Here is an 18,021-nt window from a genome sequence, read left to right on the forward strand (position 1 = left end):
TAATAACGCTGAGACTAATCCATGACCACTGAAAATACTGTAATTCACTTAATGAATACCTTAAAAGACCCATTTCTTGGCCTTACAGGTAAAGAAATGAATTTACAGTGCAGCATTGAACTACTTCAAAATCAACTGATCCTGAACCTTACCGCTGGTTTTCCCTCTAGCTTATTGGAAAAGCAATACAAACCCTTATTGCTTACAGCGCTACAGTCCGAATTCCCCAACCATCAGGTTGTACTTCGAATAAGTCATTATATTAAAGCCCATAGAACACAACTTGTTGGTAAAGGCTTACGCGGTGTCAAAAATACCATTGCGATTGCGTCAGGAAAAGGAGGAGTAGGAAAATCTACAGTGACAGTCAACCTTGCAACTGCATTAGCTCGCCTTGGAGCTCGAGTAGGAATTTTGGATGCTGATATCTATGGCCCAAGTATGCCATTAATGCTTGGTAAAACAGAACCTGTACAAGTCAAAGAGGATCATTATCTTCCTGTAATAGCCCATGGTATACAAACGATGTCTATTGGTTATTTAATGAATAATGAACAAGCATTAATTTGGCGTGGTCCTATGCTTGCTAAATCTCTTATCCAAATGTTGGATATTACTCTTTGGGACGATTTAGATTATTTGTTCATTGATTTACCACCTGGAACTGGTGATATTCAACTCACCTTGGTACAAAAAATTCCTCTAACCGCAGCCATTGTAGTCACTACCCCACAAAACGTAGCAACCCTTGACGCACAAAAAGCATTAAGCATGTTTTCTAAAACAGGAATTGATGTATTAGGTATTGTAGAAAATATGTCCACCCATATCTGCAGCCAATGCGGGCATCAGGAAGCCATTTTTGGTACAGGTGGTGCGGCATCTCTTTGTGCCAACCACCATTGTCTCTTACTGGGCCAACTTCCTCTAGACATACGTATCAGAAAACACTGTGACGAGGGACATCCTACTGCAACTCAAGCCCAAGATGAGCTAACAAATACATTTATAAAAGTAGCAATGAGAAGCGCTATTGAATTAGCGAAAAAACCAATTAATTACGCGGATAAATTTCCCAAAATTGTTGTTGAGTGAGATCTTTTCAAAGGTATAATAGGAAGCTTAAATTTGGTCTTAGTGAAGTGGAGTTCAGAGTTAGGGAGTCGTCCACCTTACAGAGCTTAATCCCTGGTTGCAAGCAACCAGGCTACAATAATAACAATCAAAAAATAAAATAAACCATGGAACGATCAATAATAATAATTCTAAGTATCCTGTATTCGTGTTTAAGTTTCGCCAAATCCTTATATCAAATTGATTTAATTATTTTTACTCATCCAAATCAAATTAGTGGACTAACTATTAATACCCCCCTCCTCCCACCAAGTTCAAACGCAATATCTTTACACCCAGATACAGAAAAATCTGGGAAGCCTTATCGTTTGTTACCCGTATCTTATTCAAGTCTCCGTGATGAATACTACCTATTAACCCGTAAAGGCCACTATCAAGTACTCGGCCATTATTCATGGAGACAACCAGCAAATAATCAAAGTCAAGTTGCCTTGCCCTTTGTTGAACATAATGGTTGGCAAATGCAAGGAACCCTAGATATAAGACAAACTAACTATTATTCTTTAGATGCAGAACTTCAAGTATCTCCTCCAAGTAATCCACATGAATCGTTTATAGTGTCACAAAAGCAACGTTTAAAAGGGAATGTAATTTATTATTTGGATAATGCACAGGTTGGCATGGTAGTTAAAATTCATCAATTATCATAGAGTACTCCGCAACTAAGATCCAGGGTCTCCAATATGCCCATCTTCCGCGAAGCGGAAGATCCAGATGCAGCAAACATCTTCATCTTACTATTCTGATGATTAACAATGATAAAAACTTAACAATGAACAAAATACAATATTAATGGAGATATTAAAATGTTAAAAAAATATTTAGTAAAGCATGAAAAAAATAATACGCCAATAAAGACCTCAGTCCAGAGTCCTGAATCTAATAATATGATTCAAACATACTTAGAGCAATTACACATACGCTCTAAAGAGCAAATATCCCAAGAACAAGCAGAAAAAAACTTTAATGGGATGTTTGATCAATTATTTAAAACGCCAGAACAATACGAATCGTATATGAAAAAATATACATCTGATGGAATTGGAGCCAGTATTTTTCCTACTACATCTCCCAATGCATGCTTATTACCCGATCAAATTAAGGACGAATTAACAATAACCCCAATTCATCATTCAAGTTTTTGTAGATCAAATAAAAGACCTTCTCAACTTGGTTTTTTTACTCAACAATCAAATGCGAGTGAAAAATCAAAAGATCAAATTGAGGAAAAGTCTGACACATCTTCATTTTGTACATTAAGTTAACGTGGGTATTGGATAAAGAATCTATTGAGAGCCAGCCTTCAGCCCGAACGCTCCAAGTGAAAAATAGATCAAGATCATTTTTTAGTTTAAATTTTGTGGGAATAGATCAGCTCGCGAAAGCAGGGGCCCATGCTAATGAAGGCACAATTCCCCTATAGATTTGAGCAGATTACTGCTTACTGAGTCATCTTCCAACAATACATAGGCATCAACAGCGGAAGAGCCAAGATACTTATCGTTTACCAGGAGGAAAAACGTGATCAAACACAGTCGCTCCTCCTTCCACCACACGTTGTATTGAAGTATTCATATCTGAAATATTAGCATCAGACTTACTTGAAAAGAACCCCCAAAAACCACCTGATTGCTGGCGTCGCCCTACTTCGTGCAATCCAAATAACGCTGCGGCGGTCAGTGTTAGTGACGCAAATGTGCCTAATCTGGGATAAAAAGGTGACATAAACAAATTTCCAAAACTAATCAATGCACCAGTTTTTAATACTTTTTCAGGATTTATTTGATCTCGAGGCATACCAATTCCTTTGATAAATCATTCAAGCGATTATCTGTGATTGCTAGGACCTTGCGGAAATAGTTCATCAAATATGACTTTTCCTCCAACAGCAATATTTGCCGCAGCAGTTTGAACTTCTGTGCTCTTATCACCTGTAGCACTACCAAAAAATGTATTTAAATTATTTATTCCATTGGCAGCAGGTCTTCTTCTTTTACCGATCTCATGTGCACTATATAAAAATGCACCGGTAGCTACTAATGCAGCAGATAACCCTATTTTTGCATCAGCCCAATAAAGCGGAGCAAGAACTGTATTGAGCAGAGCAGCTAAGGTCACTGTCTTGCCTACATCATCTACATTTATTTTATCTCGTGCCATACCAATTCCTTGTGATAATTATTTTCCAGTACAGACTATTGGAGAGACAATAAAATTGCAAGCATAATTTAATAACCTCTTGTATAGTAAATCAGCATTGATCTTGGATTATTGTTTCTCATCAGACCAAATAAAAAACATAGTGGATTGAAATAAATTAAAATGAACTTATAATCACAGTTTTTTGCACTAGATAGAAAGAAATCATGTCGAGCCAAGGTAAAATTATTAATGCAGTCAATCTATGCCTCAAGCAAAAACCAAATATTGATTTTGAACTGAACCAAAAAGGAGTTTGTGCAGGACTCGCTGCATTATATGTCAAATATGCCTTAGAAAAGAAAGCTGCACAGTTTTTCTCTTTACTTGACCAGTTGGCTTCTCTACCCAGTAATTATCGTTTAGGGAGCAATCATGCTATTGACAATTTCATTATCCAAATAGATAAAGCATTTCGTCCATCTGAATATTGTGGTTATGAAATCCATCAAGGTGATCTCGAAAAAACCTTAGATATTCAAAATAAACCACTGAGTAATGAATTGAACTTAGGACTCATTACTGATGAATCCTGTTGGAAAGAACTAATTAAAAAAATCAGTCGTAATGATCGATCTTATTTTATTACGAGCAAAAATCATGCGATTGCATTAACATTCCGCAATGGAAAATATGTTGTCTATGACCCTAATTACAGTAAAAAAATAAAAGAATTCGATTCAATCGATGAGTTAATTAAAGAAATTAAAGATTGTTTTGAATATACTGAGCATACTTTCGGCTTAGCAATTCGCAGCTTTGCTCATCCTAATGATGCTAAAGAGTCTTATCCTACCTATGAGGAACTTCACCAAATCGCTTTTGCTCATCAAACACATACAAACTCCAGTGCATTTGCTGCCCTAGCTGGAGATATCAATACCCTAAATTATTTATTTAAAAAGGACAAAATCGACTTAGACTCCTTGGCAAAAGAATATCTTCGTCCAGAGTTTAATGACCTATTACTGCAACAACCTAAATCTTCTAGGATCAAAAATGCCCTGCTACGAGGGATTATGGTAACTCTTTATACAGGAACTCACAACGAAACGGAAAAACTAATTCATCACTATCTCAAAACCTATACTACCCTTGAGGAACAGAATGAATTAAAAGAAGTAGTACAAAAACAACTGAGTGAACCACTACCAGACTTAATGAAAAAGAAGGCAAACTACAGCAGTCTATTAAGGGTTCTTGATCAATTTAATCTACCCCCTCATCCAGAATATCAAACGAATTACAATCACTTACAGCTTTTAACCTTTATTCATCAAGAGAGTAATTTCCAAATAAGTCATTTGTTTTTAAGCAAGCTCTCTCCTGAGCAACTCATCAAGCAAATTCAACATGCAGCAATTGCCAATCAACATCATGTCTTAAGTTTATTATTTACTCATTTAACAAATACCCAGATTGATCCTACAACCTTTCCTTCTATTTTTAATAAAGAAGTGATTAATAAAATTGATGCCACGACCTTATCAAAACTTCTTAGTAGGGGTTTTATGGTCAATACTAAAGAGCCTGATTTACTCTTCTTATGCATACAACGTAAAGATAAATCCATTTTTGAGACTTATGCCCGTGCTTGGTCAGAACAAACAAACCACCCAGAGATTTGGAAGCAAATTGATAAACATGAATACTCGTCAATTGATCTAAGAACATCAATAGGCTCAGCTTCGTTACTGAATGCACTAATTTTTCTACGTAAAAATGAACATATAAAAAATGCTTGGCGTAAAGATATTCCAGCAGAAATAATAAAAAGTGGCTTAACGATAGCCATTTTAAATGATAACCAGGAAATGTGCTTATTTCTCCAAGAAAAGCTTAAAGATCCGCTTGAGATAGATACCTTAGAATTTCTTTATAAAAAAGGACTAGAAGAAAACAATTTAGCCATTTTATCCATTCTCACGCAATTAAATTTCAATGTATTACGCATGACTCAGGATATTCGTGCTTTATTGATGCTTTGCTATGATTATGATGATTATTCAGTGATTGAACATTGTTTTGAACAAGCAAGTCCTAAGATTAGAAAACTTATTTTAGAATACAGTTTAATGTGGAACCTCACACCAATCATCAAGATATACATACAGAAGGAACCGCAACTTTTTAATGAATACCTCAATGAAGCAATGCAAACCCCATCAAAACTCGCGAAACTGAATCGAACAATAACCTTGCTTCCTCCTGATACCCTTTCATTAAAATGTGACGAACAAACACAAAAAAATCAAATCAAAGAATGGTGCAAAAAAAAGCTATTTCACTTAGCTGAAACATTATGTATAAAAATAACGTGGAAAAAAGAGGAACTGAATGAATTCATGGATGAGCTCATACATGATAAAAATGAAAATGGAATTATCTTACTCTTAAAAATCTACCCTCAGTTAAAAGAAAAACCCGAACTTACTGTTTTGCTCGCACGAAATAATTTATTAAAACCTTTGGACTTTTTACTCGCCCGCGGCCACATTATTAATCCTGATTTAATTGAACAAATTTTCACAGCTGCTTTAATGCAAAATCACAAAAATCTAGTTGCACGATTTTTGAACCAAGGACTGATAACTCCAGCAACAAACCTAACGCAATCCTTAAAAAAGCTACTCCAAGAAGCCATAGAAAAAGACAGTGACGCTATAGAGCCTTTTATCCACTCTAAGTCTGATTTTGCACTTGATTATAAAGAATTATTCCTTTTTAGTTGTGCTCAAAAAAAGGAAAAAATTGCAAACCAATTACTTGCTCAAGAATTTATCTTGACTGACACTGAAAGACAATTCGCAATTCAGCAATTATTTGGAGAACAACCTGCTTCTGAATTGTTTGAAAGAGTCTATGCTCACGGTTATGGCAGACTTTACCAATTATTATTAAAAACAAATATTAAAAACCCAAGAGCATCATTGCTAAGTTCCATTAAAAATCCAGAACAAGATCCCGCATTTCAGCAAACAGAATTGTATTTAAATCCTTTAAAACGAGCAATTAAAGAAAAAAATGAACCCGTTTTTAATAGCTTATTTACCCAAAGTGAATTACCCGCTGATCCCGATCTTGGAGTATTAACATTTTTGAGGGATCCTCTTCTTTTTCCACGTGTCTTATCCCTATTTGCAAAAAAATACGGCTTAGAAAAATTATTAACAGAGGCATTAAAACACAAAGAATGGGTGGTAGTAGCTCATCTCATTGAAAAGCAACCATTAGATGATTTGAATACCACTTTACAGCAACTTATCCAAGAACATAAGCAAGAAATTGTAAGAGCCTATCTGGACAATCTCGAATCTCATTATGATAAAATGGATGTTCGTCCCCAATTGTTTAAGCTCTTCAATAACATCAACGCTCTTGCGCAATTGGCCATTCCTTATCAGGAAACCATTCAAAAAACTCTAGAACGAATTGAACTAAGTATGCTCCATCATCAACTGGATTTAAACAATCAAATCTATCGTTATACATTCAGTCACTTACCCTTTAAAAGAGCGCTTGAAGAGATAAGTAACATTTTTGTGGAATGTCAAAAAATCATTATTGAGAAGCAGATCGATTTGGAGCAATCGATTGAAAATCCAGAAATAGTGAATGCTTTGGCACAACTAAAAACCATCATGTCAGGCCATGATGTAACACCTGATTACTTAAGTGACGAACATACCGATCTCTTAGAGAAATTAATTGAAAATCCTAGGTTTAAAGAAATTTGCCAATTAGAATTAAAACTTTACTTCTTACTCAAAAACATTCAAAAACCATTTTCAGAACAAAGCCAAACAAATCAGGAAGAATTCAATACAATAATTAAATCACTTCATGAATGTTTGGTCCAAAAAAAATTACCTATTAGTTTTGTGGTCCCTGAAATTCAAACTCATTTAAAAACGTATCAACTCAAAATTCATCCGCCAAAACCAGTCCAAGAAAAAGAAAGACTTCCAACTTTGAAACAAACCACGAACTCTAGCTTAAATAGTCAAAAAGCAAAATGCATTCAATCCTTAAATCACTATCTAAAACATCGTGATCACACTTTAAGTTACTTTTCTTATTTCTTTGATTATTATCGCGGAAAAACTCGTGCCCAACATTACAAAAATTTAATTAAATCGGCACAAAGCGAACGAGAACTATACCTTATCGAATATGCCATTTTAGTTAATAATAATGGCACACAATTAAAAAAAGACATGCTTGCAACACTTAACTATAAAGATTCCACAGCAGCAAAAGATTCACTCAAAGCAATTATTCGTAAATCTTATTCAAAGTATGAATTAAAACAATTAGATAAAGTAATTGAATCCATCAATCAAAAAATTAATGTAAATGATCGATCTGCTACTACCTACTTATTTCACGATGAATTAGCCTATTTAAAAAAAATAAATAATGCTCAAACAAGCTCAAAAAAACATTCCTTTTTCCAACCGAAAAAGCTAGAAAAAATTGGATTTTGGCAGTGGATTGCAAGCTGGTTTGATAATACAAATGTTTCTGAGAAAAACCCTAGGCCCAAATAATATTGGGGGGAAGGTAAAAATATTAAACCGCGCAATTGTTTATTTTATAAAAAATTGGCTCAATATAAGGATTAACCGTATCAAAAAAATTTTTTATTTGATGTTCATGAATTATAATCAAAAGGCATTCCATTATTTCATTAGTGTTTAAGAATTTCTTAATTTTAATTTTTTAACATAGTGATTTAATGTTATTCTGACAATGGAATTTATTGGAGGAAAAGTATGAAAAAAGTTGATGAAATTGATACCCCTGTGAGTACAGAAACCAAAAAAGAAAAAGGTCGTTATGAGGGCTATATTAAAGAAATGAAAACTTTCGAAAACCGCCTCGCCTTTTTTAATCAAATTTTGGATAAAGCGCTTAAAAATCCTAATGATAAAAATTTAAAAGAACTGCAAGAGTGCACAGAGAATCTACCGTTCTCACATCAATCTCCAAAAGTGTAGTCTCACCAAAGTACTTACTATTCTGAGGATTAAATGACTATCCTCAGAATCAATAAAAACCAGATCTGTCTTCATAACAAATTATTAAATTGCAGTATATTGACGCTACCCACTCCGAGCTTACAAATATTCCACAATAGAATACCCCCTTCCTAACATTCATACCTAGATAACCGACTGTTAATTATCACGTGGTTAAAATAAACCATATGAACGATATTTTTACATCATATGGGAGACCTACTATGAGAGCCAGAATAATGTATCAGGCAATAGCAGCCACGAGAAGAATGACATCAATGAGTAGAATAGCATCTATGACACCCCCCCCTTTTACATCTCCTCCACCGGTTATAAATTCAAATGTCATGTTTTCTACACCTACTCGTGCTTTTTCCACATCGATTCATTCTTCCAACATCCAAAATATAATAAAAGAATATATTGATAATGATAAAGAATTATCAGAGACAGAAAAATCACAACTGGTGAATTCAGTATCACTGGAAGTTATGGATCTCATTACAAACGCCCCACAAAATTTTAGAATAAATAAAAACTTACAAGAATACTACGATAGTATTGACGTCCACGTCTCAAATAATCCAAATCCGAAAATTCAGGAAGCAGAAGTAAATCCTACAGGCAATATGCCCCAAGGAGGAAATGAAGCTAAAGAGAATGTTAAAGATGAGACCACTCAAAAAACGAAGGACTCATCTGCTAAAAATATTATGTCAGCAAAAGAATTACAAGATAAAGTATTCAGGGAAGCCAAAGAACACGTACAAGACAATCGGGGACTGTTATTTGCTTTTAATCTTGTCGAAAATACTCTAAAAAAAGCCTCAGCGCCTTTGTTTGATGGTTTGTATACTGCATTTGCAGATAAAGATGGAATACCTGAGCATAAATCAAAATCCGTCTTAAATGTAGCCAAGTGGATTGTATTAGCCATTCTAATATATTCCCTTCATGAGTATTACAACAAGAAATACGATGAAATTGAAAAAATGGATAAAAGCGTTATTGCAAGATATTCAGATGTAGAAGACCTTTATGACAAAGCTGTTTTAATTGCTCAGGAATGTGTTCGCCAAATGAACTCAATAAATGAATTAGAAAAAGATATAGATCTAAATCAAGAACTCTTAAATCTATTGGAAAATTGCGCTAACTCAGAAAATGATCCTCATGGTTATTTAACCAGGTTTAAAACTTTTTTCCAGGCCCATCTTGATAGCTTTCTCCATGATAAATCCATAGAAACATCCAAGCTGGACCATAAAATTCAACGAGAACTCAGATCCCGAGAAGAACAAAATCCATTAGCGTCCAAACTATTGGAAAGAACAACAGGATTTCAAGGCACAAAAAATGCCTTAGAAGATAAAATCAAGGAATTAGATAGGGAAGTAGTACATAAAAAAGAAGGTATACGTATAAAAGAAGAACAAATAAGTTTGAAAAAAGAGCAGATTAAAGAAATATCTGAAAAAACGGAAAAAGATGAAGTGAAAATAATGAGAAATCCGTTAGTCAGGCTTGGAATTTTTACACCTCAATTTCCAGCGAGCAAAAATAATTGCTTATCATGTAAAGAAGAATTAATAAAGATTAAAAAAGAAGATGAAGAGGACGATGATGACACTCTCAGGATGTCCGTTGATTAAAATGTAACAGGTCGCTCCCTTTCAAGCTTCCTCTTAGTCAAGTTAAAACTTTTGGAGGTAAAATTGGGGCTTAAGTACACATTGGAAAAAATGACTCTCAAAAAGCAGCATAGATGGGTATGGCTACGTACACAAGAGAGTCATTTTCATTCACGAGAAGAATTTTCGGTAAGGGGTTATGATTCCGTCTATCAAGGAACACCTGTGAATTAGCGTCTTACAAAATTTCTCATGTCATCATGAAATGATTCATCGATTCATAAGAACTGTATTAGTCCAGAACTTTTAGTTTATGAGTAAAATAAGAACAACTAAAGAGTTTACTCCTCATTTGAGGAGTAGCTCCTGTTACTGATCTTTCTCTATATGCTGGTGAATATAAGGAAGCGCCTCTTTCAATAATTGCCCTACATGCTGTATTACTCTGGAGTTAGCGCGATTTTGATGACAGTACCAACATAAGTTTATTTTTTCAGAAAAACCTTTTATTTCTAATCTTATCAATTCCTCATCATAATATTGTTTGGGTAATACACTCCATCCTAATCCTCTTTTTATTAATTTTTTTATTGCAAGCAAAGAAAATAATTCATGTTTCACCAGAAGCGATAACTGCTCTTTGAAAAAAAGCTTTTCTAAATTATCTCGAATAGAAAACCCTCTTTCAGTTAGGATGCATGTATATTGAGCAAGCTTTTTTAAATCAATTTCTTTTTCATTTGCTAATTCATGTTTGGAAGACACAACCACATAAACATCCTCTTCATCAAGTTGGTTACATACAATTGAACTATTAAGGACTAGATCTTGAGTGGTTAATGCCAAATCAATTAAACCATTTTGTAATGCAGGAATAAGCTCTTGCTTTCCCATCTGCTTGATATGAAAATTGGGAAAATTACTCTGACTTTCATTTAAATAATCAATAAATAAAGGCAAAAATTGATACGTTGGAAAAACTGATGTGCCGAGAATAATGGGCACTTCTGTAAGCTCAGGGTTTTTTAAATTAGCAGCAGCATCACAGAATGTATGAAGAAGTAATCGAGCATATGGAATGAGTAACTGCCCCTCCATGGTTGGAAAAATCATACTTCCTCTGGTTTCAAATAATTTAACTTTAAATTCATTTTCCAAGTTACTAACACGCTTGCTTACAGCCGATTGAGTAACAAACAAACGCTTTGCTGCAAGTGAGTAAGAGCGATATTCATAAACCATTAAAAATGATTTTAATTCGTTAGTATTCATAATATTAGCTTCAAAAGTATGATTCACCTACATAATATTTTTTATTTTAGCACTAATCATCTAGGTCCGATATGGAGAAGCTATGCTAAAATCAAATTTTAAATTTTATCTTTTTCTAATAAACGCAATGCAAAATGTCCTAATAAAATTTTTTCAAACCTATTCTAAGACTGAAGCTCCTTTTATGCATCAGCAACTTACCGAATGGAGTGCCACCCGTCCTTTAGCAGGATTACGCATACTTCATCATGTCCCTGTAGTGGTTAATACCTTATTAAAAATTGCCTGTTTACTTGAAGCAGGAGCTGATGTCACCGTCACAAATCCTAGTGATTTTTGCCATGCTCATCCACAAGCTGTAGCCTCTTTAAAAGAAGCCAATATTTCTTATGTTGAAACACCTCTATCTCTTGTTGGAGAGAAGTTTGATCTTTATTTTGATTGTGGCGCCCAACTCTATCAATTTTTAGGTTCTCCCAAAATAGGAGCAATTGAATTAACAGGTTCAGGAGATTATTTTTATCGACATCACGATCTTGATTTCCCAGTGATTAGCATTGATCGCACTTTAACAAAACAACTGGAAACGGTTTTAGGTTGTGCCGAAAGTACCCATATGGCACTCACAAAACTAACAGAAATCATCCCTAGTGAAACCTCATGGATTATTTTTGGTTTTGGCAAAATTGGTCGCGGAGTGGCTTATTTTTGTAATCAAAATAAAATTCCAGTTGTTGTTGTCGACATCTGTGAAAAACAAAGAGGTTTAGCCAAAAATCTGGGTATAAAAGCCATCAATCCTAAAAATTTTAATGACCTAGAGTGCGCGTTAATTGAAGCAAATGTTGTTATTACCGCAACCGGTAAAAAAGCTATTTTGAATGATTATCCTCATTCGTGGTTTAGCGGCAAAATCCTAGCTAATTTAGGTGTTTATGACGAATTTGGCCCTCATTTTAGTGAGGATGAAGTACTAAATCATAAAATGCCAGTCAATTTTGTTCTTGAAGATCCCACCCCAATGAAATATATAGATCCAGAGTTTTATATTCATAATCTTGCTTCATTAATGCTACTTAAAGAAAAACTCGTAAATGGTGTCTATGGAATACCCGATGAGATGGATCAAAGTATTATTCAGCGTTGGTGCACTTATCATGCATTTCCCTTAGATCAAATCAAATTATGGTTTTATGATCCTAATCGGTGATCAAAAGACTTAGTGATTTATTAAGATTTATTGATCATTCATACCCATTACCACAGACTTTAATCTAGGTTACATCGAAAGAATAGAGCCCTATTAAAAGTCTTTATCATTTAAAATAAATTTACACATTGTCCATCATACTATATATTTGCGTCATTTCTGGTAAAATCAAATCAATGAACTCATCGTCCGCAACACCAACACATAGTACTTCAAGAACCATAATTTGGCTGATCAGCGTATTTTTTTTACTATTTCAATTTTTTTTACAATTATCATCAGGAATCGTTATTGGCGCAATAATGCATGAGAAAAAACTCACTGCATTAACTGCCGGTCTGTTGAGTAGTGCTTTTTATTATGTATATACTACCATGCAAATCCCTGTTGGCCTTCTTTTTGACCGTTACAACACTCGTATTCTATTATCACTAAACGCGCTACTTTGTGCTTTAGGTTGCTTTCTATTTTCTACAGGACATAACTTATTTATATTATTTTTAGGCCGCTTAATTATTGGTGGAGGTTCAGCTTTTGCATTTGTTGGAGTAACTCGCGTTTTACGGCAACATTATCCATTAAATCAATATGCTTTTATGATTGGACTGTCTGAAACCTTAGGTTTTACCGTTACTGTATTTGGTATGATTGGAATGGGAACGCTTATAAACCACATTAGCTGGCAAAACTTTATTGCTGGCGCAGGAGTTATAGGACTGTTAATTTCTGCCCTATGCTGGATATATATTCCTAATAATAAACCTATCATCAATAATCGCGCTCAATACAAAGTACATCTTTTATCAATGTTAAAAAACAAGCTTGTCTGGATAAATGGATTATTTGTTGGTTTAGAGTTTTCTGTTATTACTGTTTTTGCTGCGATGTGGGCTGTGCCTTTTCTCCAATTAAAATTGGAGGAATGTACTCTAAAAACAGCAAGTATTCTGACTTCTATGGTTTTGCTAGGTGCAGGCTTAAGTTGCCCGATTTATGGTTGGCTCTCCATGTATTTACCTAAACGCAAACCATTAATCCATATTTCATGTTTATCAACCGCTATTTTATTTCTTCTAATGCTGTATTTACCCATACATAGTGTATTCATCATGAGTATTTTGCTCTTTGTTATTGGGCTTTGCTGTGGCGCTTATATGCTTGCATTTACGATTGCAAATGAATTAGCACCTCCGGAATCACTCTCTGCATGCACAGGCTTTACCAATACTTTGGCAATGTTGAGCGCTCCTTTATTACAACCATTAATCGGTTATTTCTTGGATCATTTCAAGGGAAATACCAATTTTCATGCGCTCAATGATTATCAACTTGCTCTTTTAATTATTCCCGCAGCATTAATTTTAGCGAGTCTATTATCACAATGTCTTCCAGATAAATCATCTTAAATTAACGTCAATTATGGATAAGAGATCGAGTTATTACTTCGACCCGTTCGGGCTGAGGAGGCGTTTACGCCGTCTCGAAGCCTTGGCAGGTACTTTCGAACCCGATGCCAAGGCTTCGAGACGGCGTAAACGCCTCCTCAGCCCGAACGGCTCGTGATAGAGACTCGTTATAATTATATCTTTATCCATAATTCACGTTAAATTAACGTGAGTTTCGTATAAAAGCACGTGGTATACTATGCACCGTTTTCAGGCTGAAGAGATGCCACACATAAGCGTAATAGCATCAACTTAAGGAGCCTTGGATTAGGCAAAGCCGTAATCCAGGCTACAGACTAAGGAGAGTCCGCGCTTTGTTTGGGATGCGCGTCTTCAATAAAGATATGCGTTAGCATCCTCTTGAACTGAGAGATCTCCACAAAAACTATGCATTTAGCTTAACTTCTAAAGTATCTAGCTCTAATACTTTATTTTGACTGAATAATTGTTGCATAACAACACAAAAAGCACCTTTGCTTTCTTTAGAAAAACCTGCAACAGAATTTAATTGATTTTTATCTTTCAATGTATTCATTAATTTTAAATGAAGCTTAGGATAGCGAATTTTAACCATACATAGATCATTATCTAAGGGTTTTATGGAAATGAATTGTGACATTTTTACTTTATTACCCAAAGGATCAAGCCAACCAGCCACAGCGGCACTAGTCGCATCTTTTTCTTGCAGATTTGCTGAATAAAAACCGTTATCATCATTTAAATTGCAAAATGCTGTGCTTATTTTATGGGAATCCTTTTGATCATCGCTTAACACTAATTTACCGAACCACGCTTTATTCCCTGTAACAAATTGCTCTTTATCATCAATACGTAAATGTCCATTAAGTTGACTTGTTTGCACTGCTTGCAATTGAATTCCAGGACGTAAAGCTAAAATTTCATTATCCTGATTTGCTTGCTTTAACATATCCACTTTGAAATTAAAGCCTTTTTTATCTGTTTCCTTCACTCCAAAAATCCAACTATCATTGATAGGATTGTAACGTATAAATGAATCACCTACATGCCAATCCAAGGATGTTGATTGCTCTATTTTTTCTTTACCTTCATAAAAAAATACAAGCTCATTTGTTTGGCCATCAATTAAAGCAGCTTTAGCATAAAAGTCGACACCCTGTCGCTGCATTTCAAAAAAATAACCGTATTTATCGCCACTTTCATTCTTTACCATTCCGGAAAAAGTCCAACTTCCGGTCATTGGAACAATAGATTGTTGTTGTGGTTGCGGCATTTTTTCAGTTTCAGTCGCAAACAACCCAGTACTTGTGTGGAATACGATTAAAAATAGAAAACAGCGAATCCAAGCAAACATAATCAGCAATAACCTTTTAACTGTTGATGTAACCACAATGCGTTCCAAAATGCATCATCCAATACAGCATCTACCGGTAAATAATGCATTCTGTCTGAACTAAATGATCGACATTTTACTGCATCTTTTTCCGTCATAATAATAAGTGATTCAATATAATTCAAATCTTCCGGCTTAAACTGATAATGATCAGGATAAGAACAGGTATTGAATTCTATCCCTAATTGCTGCAAAGTGGAATAAAAACGTTGAGGATTACCAATTGCAGCAATTGCCTCCCAAGTTCCATGTAGCGTTTCGGGAGCAATCTCTTCATCAGTATTTAATTTTTTAATTTTCCCAGGTTTTAGGATCATAGAATATGCATTTTCCATGCTTCCTTCATTCACCACAATAAAATCAACTTGCTTTAAGCGGGATGCCGGCTCTCTTAACGGCCCAGCAGGCAAGCAAAAACCGTTTCCTAAGCCGCGTGTTCCATCAATAACAGCAATTTCAATAGCCCTTCCCATACAATAATGCTGCAATCCATCATCACTAATAATGATTTCGCTTTGGTATTTTTTCAAGAGATAGCTTACTGCTTGCGTTCGTTTTGGTGCAATCACTACAGGGCATTTGGTTCTTTGCGCCAATAATAAAGGCTCATCCCCGACTTTTAAAGCAGAATCATGGCATTGGACTTCATAAGGAAATTGTTTTATTGTCGCGCCATAACCACGACTCACAATACCCACCCTTAATCCTTTTTGTTGCATTTTTTGAGCTAACTCAATCACTAAAGGAGTCTTGCCTACCCCGCCAACAGTAATATTACCGACAATAATAAGAGGGACGGGACAAGTGATTTGGTAAAAACGCTGCAAAAAATAGCGTCTCAATGAAACCGCAATTTGATAACCCCAAGACAATGGGCGTAATAGCCATTGTAATGGATGTGCTCCGTACCATAACTTGTCTAAAAAAGAAAGCATCAAGCTATAACTTCCTCTTGAATAATACCTATGCGTTGCATTCCCTGAAGCTGAGCATAATGCCCTTGCCTATCAAGTAATTCCTGATGCGTGCCTTGCTCCACAATACGCCCATATTGCATCACAATGATTTTATCTGCATGCTTTATTGTTGATAAACGATGAGCAATAACAATGGTAGTTCGATTTTTCATAACCTCTTCCAAAGCAATTTGTATGTATCGTTCAGACTCACTATCCAAAGCTGATGTTGCTTCATCGAGAATTAAAATGGGCGCATTTTTCAAAATGGCGCGTGCAATCGCGATTCGTTGTCGCTGACCACCAGAAAGCAATACACCGTTCTCACCAACGCGAGTCTCATAACCTTCGGGCAATCGACTAATGAACTCATCGGCAAAAGCAAGTTTAGCCGCGTGCATAATTTGGTCGCGGCTTATATCTGAACGACCATAAGCGATATTATTGGCTAAGGTATCATTAAACAAAGTCACATTTTGACTCACTAAAGCCATTTGCTCTCGTAAGCTCGACAAACTAATTTGATTGATAGGAATGTTATCTAAAGTAATGACACCTTCATTACTTTCATAAAAACGAGGAATTAAACTGGCTATAGTTGTCTTACCACTCCCAGAATGGCCCACTAAAGCCACTGTTTTTCCTGCTTCCACGGTAAAGCTCACATCATGCAATACATTCTCACCTTGTCTGTAAGCATAAGATACTTGCTGAAACACCAACTCACCACGCACTCGCTGTGGCAAAATAATGCCTTGTTCTTGCTCAATAGACACATCAAGCATATTGAAAACACTTTCGGCACCCGCCAAACCTTTTTGGATCACCGCATTGAGTGTTGTTAATGTTTTCATGGGTTTTATTAATTGTATCATCGCAGCAATAATTGCCAAAAAAGAACCTGCTGAAACAACAACCACAGTAGATAATTGAATTGCTGCTGCAATAATTGCAGCAATCCCTATAGCAATGACAATTTGTACTCCTGAGACATTAAGTGCCTTACTTGCAGCCACCTTCATATCATTTTGGCGTGAATGTTCTATCGCCCTACTAAATTTTTCTGATTCATAAGCAATACCACCAAAAATACGCACCACTTTGTAGCCTTCAATAGCTTCACTAGCAATCTCGGTAACTTCGCCCATTGTTTTTTGTACTTTATGGCTGATTCGTCTTACTCGTTTGTTTGTGACATTCACAATAAAGCCCACAAACGGAATAGTTAAGAGAAACATGAGTGATAATTGCCAGCAAATCACAAACATTACTGTAAGAAATCCCACAATTAAACAAATATTTTGGACAATATCTGTTAGAGCATCTGCACTTACTTGAGCAACTTGCTCTACATCATAAAGAATTTTGGAGAGCATTTGTCCTGAAGTTGCTTGATCATAAAAATCAGCAGGTAAGCGAAGAATATGATTAAACACTTTTTCTCTTAATACCTTAACCACAGATCGAGCAACCCAGGTCATACAATAACTACCCAAAGAGCTAACTAGTCCTCTTAAAGTAATTCCTATCAAAACGATATAAGGGATTTTCTTAATAAAATCCATATCGACATTAATAAAACTCTTGTCAAAAAAGGGACGCATCATGTAAGTAAACCCAGCATCAATCAGGGAGTATAACATATTAGCGAAAACACCTAATGCCAGTATTGGCCAAAACGGTTTTATATAAGTGAGCAAACGTTTGTAGAGGATACTGGTTTTAACTGTGAGTTTCTTTTTCATGAATTAAGTGGTCAACCGGCCAAATGCATTATTGTA

14 protein-coding genes are annotated in these 18,021 nt (G+C 35.3%); 8 read left to right on the forward strand and 6 right to left on the reverse strand.

Annotated elements, in window-relative coordinates; genetic code table 11:
- Positions 1-21 precede the first annotated feature (21 nt).
- From apbC to DYH34_RS12280, 3 genes are all read left to right on the forward strand, one after another.
- On the forward strand, positions 22-1,095 hold the full coding sequence (apbC, locus tag DYH34_RS12270; protein WP_058465523.1) for an iron-sulfur cluster carrier protein ApbC: 1,074 nt from the start codon (positions 22-24) through the stop codon (positions 1,093-1,095).
- Between the two features lie 146 nt (positions 1,096-1,241).
- A complete protein-coding gene (locus DYH34_RS12275) occupies positions 1,242-1,784 on the forward strand; it encodes a CsiV family protein (RefSeq protein WP_058465522.1) in 543 nt (180 codons plus the stop codon).
- Between the two features lie 156 nt (positions 1,785-1,940).
- Complete coding sequence (locus DYH34_RS12280) at positions 1,941-2,399, forward strand: hypothetical protein (RefSeq protein WP_058465521.1); 459 nt, start codon at positions 1,941-1,943, stop codon at positions 2,397-2,399.
- Positions 2,400-2,631: 232 nt separating this feature from the next.
- Here the strand turns inward: DYH34_RS12280 and DYH34_RS12285 are convergent, their stop codons facing one another.
- A complete protein-coding gene (locus DYH34_RS12285) occupies positions 2,632-2,931 on the reverse strand; it encodes a hypothetical protein (protein ID WP_058465520.1) in 300 nt (99 codons plus the stop codon).
- Positions 2,932-2,961: 30 nt separating this feature from the next.
- Positions 2,962-3,294, reverse strand: coding sequence for a hypothetical protein (locus tag DYH34_RS12290; RefSeq protein ID WP_058465519.1), 333 nt, complete (start codon positions 3,292-3,294; stop codon positions 2,962-2,964).
- Between the two features lie 206 nt (positions 3,295-3,500).
- Between DYH34_RS12290 and DYH34_RS12295 the strand changes: the two genes are divergently transcribed.
- The 3 genes from DYH34_RS12295 (at position 3,501) to DYH34_RS12305 (ending at position 10,006) form a co-directional block, all read left to right on the forward strand.
- Complete coding sequence (locus tag DYH34_RS12295; protein WP_058465518.1) at positions 3,501-7,883, forward strand: hypothetical protein; 4,383 nt, start codon at positions 3,501-3,503, stop codon at positions 7,881-7,883.
- A 225-nt stretch (positions 7,884-8,108) separates the two neighbouring features.
- Complete coding sequence (locus tag DYH34_RS12300) at positions 8,109-8,333, forward strand: hypothetical protein (protein ID WP_058465517.1); 225 nt, start codon at positions 8,109-8,111, stop codon at positions 8,331-8,333.
- A gap of 245 nt (positions 8,334-8,578) precedes the next feature.
- The gene (locus DYH34_RS12305) at positions 8,579-10,006 is read left to right on the forward strand and encodes a hypothetical protein (RefSeq protein ID WP_058465516.1); all 1,428 of its coding nucleotides are present in this window, start codon (positions 8,579-8,581) and stop codon (positions 10,004-10,006) included.
- A gap of 348 nt (positions 10,007-10,354) precedes the next feature.
- Here DYH34_RS12305 and DYH34_RS12310 read toward each other — a convergent pair whose 3' ends face one another.
- Complete coding sequence (locus DYH34_RS12310) at positions 10,355-11,257, reverse strand: LysR family transcriptional regulator (RefSeq protein WP_058465515.1); 903 nt, start codon at positions 11,255-11,257, stop codon at positions 10,355-10,357.
- Between the two features lie 127 nt (positions 11,258-11,384).
- Between DYH34_RS12310 and DYH34_RS12315 the strand changes: the two genes are divergently transcribed.
- Complete coding sequence (locus DYH34_RS12315) at positions 11,385-12,467, forward strand: Rossmann-fold NAD(P)-binding domain-containing protein (RefSeq protein WP_172465441.1); 1,083 nt, start codon at positions 11,385-11,387, stop codon at positions 12,465-12,467.
- A 176-nt stretch (positions 12,468-12,643) separates the two neighbouring features.
- Positions 12,644-13,873: an MFS transporter gene (locus DYH34_RS12320; protein ID WP_083502782.1), complete on the forward strand. Its 1,230-nt coding sequence runs from the start codon at positions 12,644-12,646 to the stop codon at positions 13,871-13,873.
- A gap of 424 nt (positions 13,874-14,297) precedes the next feature.
- Here the strand turns inward: DYH34_RS12320 and DYH34_RS12325 are convergent, their stop codons facing one another.
- The 3 genes from DYH34_RS12325 to msbA are packed head-to-tail and all read right to left on the reverse strand — an operon-like array spanning position 14,298 to position 17,985.
- Entirely contained in the window at positions 14,298-15,245 is a 948-nt protein-coding gene (locus tag DYH34_RS12325; RefSeq protein ID WP_058464717.1) for a hypothetical protein, read from the reverse strand.
- Between the two features lie 2 nt (positions 15,246-15,247).
- On the reverse strand, positions 15,248-16,219 hold the full coding sequence (gene lpxK, locus DYH34_RS12330; protein WP_058464718.1) for a tetraacyldisaccharide 4'-kinase: 972 nt from the start codon (positions 16,217-16,219) through the stop codon (positions 15,248-15,250).
- Entirely contained in the window at positions 16,219-17,985 is a 1,767-nt protein-coding gene (gene msbA / locus DYH34_RS12335; protein ID WP_058464719.1) for a lipid A export permease/ATP-binding protein MsbA, read from the reverse strand. Before msbA ends, lpxK begins: the two co-directional genes overlap by 1 nt.
- Positions 17,986-18,021 lie beyond the last annotated feature (36 nt).

This window comes from Legionella cincinnatiensis (assembly GCF_900452415.1).
Classification (GTDB): domain Bacteria; phylum Pseudomonadota; class Gammaproteobacteria; order Legionellales; family Legionellaceae; genus Legionella; species Legionella cincinnatiensis.

What these genes read in the sequence shown, in the direction of transcription:
- DYH34_RS12310 (WP_058465515.1), bottom strand. Translation starts at nt 11,257, where the DNA reads ATGAATACTAACGAATTAAAATCATTTTTAATGGTTTATGAATATCGC.
- apbC (WP_058465523.1), top strand. Translation starts at nt 22, where the DNA reads ATGACCACTGAAAATACTGTAATTCACTTAATGAATACCTTAAAAGAC.
- lpxK (WP_058464718.1), bottom strand. Translation starts at nt 16,219, where the DNA reads ATGCTTTCTTTTTTAGACAAGTTATGGTACGGAGCACATCCATTACAA.
- DYH34_RS12290 (WP_058465519.1), bottom strand. Translation starts at nt 3,294, where the DNA reads ATGGCACGAGATAAAATAAATGTAGATGATGTAGGCAAGACAGTGACC.
- DYH34_RS12300 (WP_058465517.1), top strand. Translation starts at nt 8,109, where the DNA reads ATGAAAAAAGTTGATGAAATTGATACCCCTGTGAGTACAGAAACCAAA.
- DYH34_RS12305 (WP_058465516.1), top strand. Translation starts at nt 8,579, where the DNA reads ATGAGAGCCAGAATAATGTATCAGGCAATAGCAGCCACGAGAAGAATG.
- DYH34_RS12285 (WP_058465520.1), bottom strand. Translation starts at nt 2,931, where the DNA reads ATGCCTCGAGATCAAATAAATCCTGAAAAAGTATTAAAAACTGGTGCA.
- DYH34_RS12320 (WP_083502782.1), top strand. Translation starts at nt 12,644, where the DNA reads ATGAACTCATCGTCCGCAACACCAACACATAGTACTTCAAGAACCATA.
- DYH34_RS12325 (WP_058464717.1), bottom strand. Translation starts at nt 15,245, where the DNA reads ATGTTTGCTTGGATTCGCTGTTTTCTATTTTTAATCGTATTCCACACA.
- DYH34_RS12315 (WP_172465441.1), top strand. Translation starts at nt 11,385, where the DNA reads ATGCAAAATGTCCTAATAAAATTTTTTCAAACCTATTCTAAGACTGAA.
- msbA (WP_058464719.1), bottom strand. Translation starts at nt 17,985, where the DNA reads ATGAAAAAGAAACTCACAGTTAAAACCAGTATCCTCTACAAACGTTTG.
- DYH34_RS12275 (WP_058465522.1), top strand. Translation starts at nt 1,242, where the DNA reads ATGGAACGATCAATAATAATAATTCTAAGTATCCTGTATTCGTGTTTA.
- DYH34_RS12280 (WP_058465521.1), top strand. Translation starts at nt 1,941, where the DNA reads ATGTTAAAAAAATATTTAGTAAAGCATGAAAAAAATAATACGCCAATA.
- DYH34_RS12295 (WP_058465518.1), top strand. Translation starts at nt 3,501, where the DNA reads ATGTCGAGCCAAGGTAAAATTATTAATGCAGTCAATCTATGCCTCAAG.